The organism is Corynebacterium sp. S5S1 (assembly GCF_001913985.1).
Taxonomy (GTDB): domain Bacteria; phylum Actinomycetota; class Actinomycetes; order Mycobacteriales; family Mycobacteriaceae; genus Corynebacterium; species Corynebacterium marquesiae.
This window is the reverse complement of sequence record NZ_MKXT01000065.1, coordinates 1-3,142: the sequence shown is the minus strand read 5'-3', so window position 1 is coordinate 3,142 and position 3,142 is coordinate 1. Positions and strand designations below refer to the sequence as shown.

At 58.2% G+C, this 3,142-nt stretch carries 3 protein-coding genes; 2 read left to right on the top strand and 1 reads right to left on the bottom strand.

Going from position 1 to position 3,142, the window contains the following annotated elements; translation table 11 throughout:
* Positions 1–14 precede the first annotated feature (14 nt).
* Positions 15–836, top strand: coding sequence for a C40 family peptidase (locus tag BKN05_RS11785; RefSeq protein ID WP_286688718.1), 822 nt, complete (start codon positions 15–17; stop codon positions 834–836).
* Between the two features lie 77 nt (positions 837–913).
* Positions 914–2,164 (top strand): SatS C-terminal domain-containing protein, encoded by a 1,251-nt coding sequence (locus tag BKN05_RS11780; RefSeq protein ID WP_018121430.1) that lies wholly within the window; start codon positions 914–916, stop codon positions 2,162–2,164.
* 8 nt (positions 2,165–2,172) lie between these two features.
* Here the strand turns inward: BKN05_RS11780 and BKN05_RS11775 are convergent.
* A partial coding sequence (locus tag BKN05_RS11775; RefSeq protein WP_286688717.1) for an amidohydrolase family protein occupies positions 2,173–3,142 on the bottom strand: 970 nt, incomplete at its 5' end.

Sequence of the window (3,142 nt, the reverse complement as noted above, 5' to 3'; positions counted from 1 at the left end):
CAAGCGCAGCCGATATCGAGGCTGCAGCAACGCTGATTGATGGGCACAATCACCAGATCGCCGGGATCACCGCTGAGGCACAAGCGGCGATAAGCGCCACCGCAGAACAACTATTCGGAATAGGACAATCGTTTCTGCACCAGGCCGCGCCAGTCGCGCTTTCTGCTTTACAGCCAACCCCGGGTGCAGCCACCTCTGCTATTGCGCAGCTTGAAGCGGTGGCACGTACGCATATTGCCCAAGCAGAAGCGGCTGCAGGTGAGTTAGACGAAACGCTTTCTACCCTGGCGGGTCGGCTGCACAACATTGCCGACGAGCCTTTCGCGCTTACCGAGGCACCAGCTGCAACCCAGGCCGCCGCAGCGACCTCCACTGCTGGCCCGCCGCCAAGCACGGTTCCTACCGGCGATGCCGGATCAGCTACCACTTCTGATCCTGCTTTCGCACCGGCAGCGGTAGACGCACCAGCCCCGAGCGATGATGCTGGGGCTGAAGCTGGACGCCAAGCCGTGGCTGCCGCGCGCAGCCAACTGGGCACGCCCTATGAATGGGGCGGGACCACCCCCGGAGTCGGTTTTGACTGCTCCGGGTTTACGCAGTGGGCTTGGGGCCAAGCCGGTGTGGATATTCCACGGTTGGCGCATGAACAAGCCGTCGGCCAGCAGATTTCTGCCAGTGAATTACGTGAAGGAGACCTGGCTGTCTGGGACGGGCATGTCGCCATGTACGCAGGAAACGGTGAACTCATTGAGGCTGGCAGCCCGGTTTCCACCTCACCACTGCGCACTAACAACCTGGATATGAACTTTCATGGTTTCTACCGGCCGACGAGCTAGCGTGTCTACCGGCCGACGGCACCACCCAAGCACCACGACGGCACACTGCCCCACCACGTTCGCTAAACTTAGTGCCCATGAATAATCGCGCGATCATCCCGGTTTCTCTATCACTGAGCAGCGGTGATTTTTATACCCTGTGGGCTCCGACCTGGAAAGAAAACGGCTCACAGTGGGAAGCTTTTCTCGGCGACGACGACAACGTCCTGGTCTTTCCCACAGTGGCCGAAATGCTGGTGTATCTTGAAAACACCACTAAGCACGACCTTCGTGAGCACCCGAAATGGGGGGATTTCGCGAAGCTTCCAGAATATCGCGCGCACCCAGAAGACCGCGACCACTACGACATCGTTGGGCTGCCACACTACTTGGCCGACCGTCCGTCCTATGACGCGGTGGCAACCTCGGCCAAGATCTTGTCCATCACCAAGGCGCTGGGAAATGTCTGCGCCGACGATGACACCATGATCTTCTTTTCCACCCACTCCGTGCTCGGCAATGTGCAACGCGGCGCTGATCACTACTCCGGCGACCATGGGCTTTCCGAGTGGTCATCAGTAGGGCGTGCGGTACTGACAAACTGGAAAAAGATCGAATCCAACCTGGCAGACAGCGTGCGCATCGTCGATGTCACCGAAGATTTCGACAGCGTGGATAAAGACACCATCGCCGATGCAGAAAAACGCATCACCCAATCGAAAGAACAAGCAGACAAAGAACGCGCAGAGCGGGAAGAAGAACGCAAACGTCAGGCCGAGGCTGCGGATCCGTATGATTCTTCTGCCTGGGCGGCGGCAGGCATCGACCCAATAAAAATCACCATCGACGGCAAATCCGTCTACACATTGCGCTGCTATCTGGACGGCGCGCCGATCTTTTTGGGGCGTTTCGGCACCATCAACACCTTCCCCACCGGCCGTCAACTGTTGCGCTGGATCATCGAAAACGACGAACACGATCTCGCAAAAGTTGCTACCTGGGAAGACATCGTCACCGCCGCCAATGCTGGTGAACTCGAACTGACCGTACACCGCGATAACGCCTACAGCTTCCAGGGTCTTACCGAGGACATGGAAAAAGGCCCCGAAGCCGTGGATATCCCACAGATGTCAGCCTGCTACGAATTGCTTGCCGACGCCGCCGACTGGGCCGGCGATGATTCCATCAACTCCTATATGCTGGCAAACCCACGCTTCCAGGATTACCTGGGCTATATGCTGGGCTCGCAGCAAACTAGTGGCTACGTGCCATCCAAGCCGTACACCGACCACTCGAAGGGATGGCGCGGCTTGGAAGACATGCTGGTTAAGCGCTTCGCGAAATTCTAATCAGCCTGCTAATCAACGGCAGCATCGCTCTTCTCTGACTCGTCCATATCATCTGACTCATCCGCATCATCTGGCTGGCGCAGTTCCGCGTCGGCCAGTTTTTCATAGCGCGGCAAAATCTGGGTCTCCATGAGCTGCTGACGCTCCGGCTCAGTCAAAAAACTTGCCGCAACTGTCTTTGCCGTGAGGTCAAAGAATTCTTCCAGACCATAACCGAAAGTTTCGGTCAGCGCGTTCATGACATCGGTGCAATTACCGGCTGCCACCTCCCCGGCGGAAATCGTGCAACTAAAACCAAGCTGCTGAAACAGCGGAAGCGGATGATCCGGCAGCTCACCAACAGCTGCATCGCCCAACGAGTCGTCGGCAAGATCCCATAATGGCGTCATTTCTGCAGCAATGCCACGATCACGCACCCAACCAGAAATCTTTCCCGGCACGATGCCGGTCATATCGGCAGAAAAATCATCAACCAACGCCAACGGACGCCCCAGGCGCAGCGCCCCCAATCGCACGGCTGCGCCGATGGATTCGATATCAGCAGCGCCATCGATGGCAAACGGCAGAAAATTTTCCCGCAGCTTGGCACAGGCGGCTGCCAAAGCCGAGCCAGCAGCGCCCGGTTTGGCATCATGGGTAGTTCCAGAAACCAGGAACACCACACCAGCCAGGTTCGGGTCACCTTGTGCATGCAGCACAAGCTCCGCCAACTCAGCGACGGCATCGCCGTCTGCGCGCGCAACTGGCAGCAATCGCGCCCGGATTCCATCCACCGCCACGGCATCCAGAGCGGTGGCGAAGGCGTCGGCAAGCACAAAGTTGTCGGTGCAAAAATCCTCCACCACAACACGTAATTCCAGGTACACCACGTTGTCGTCGCGGTATTTGTGCACGGTGGACTGGATGTGTGCGGCCAGCTCCTCGCGCGTGGTCACCGCTGCACCATCCTGGGTGCGGGTAGGCAACTGCTCGTGGATC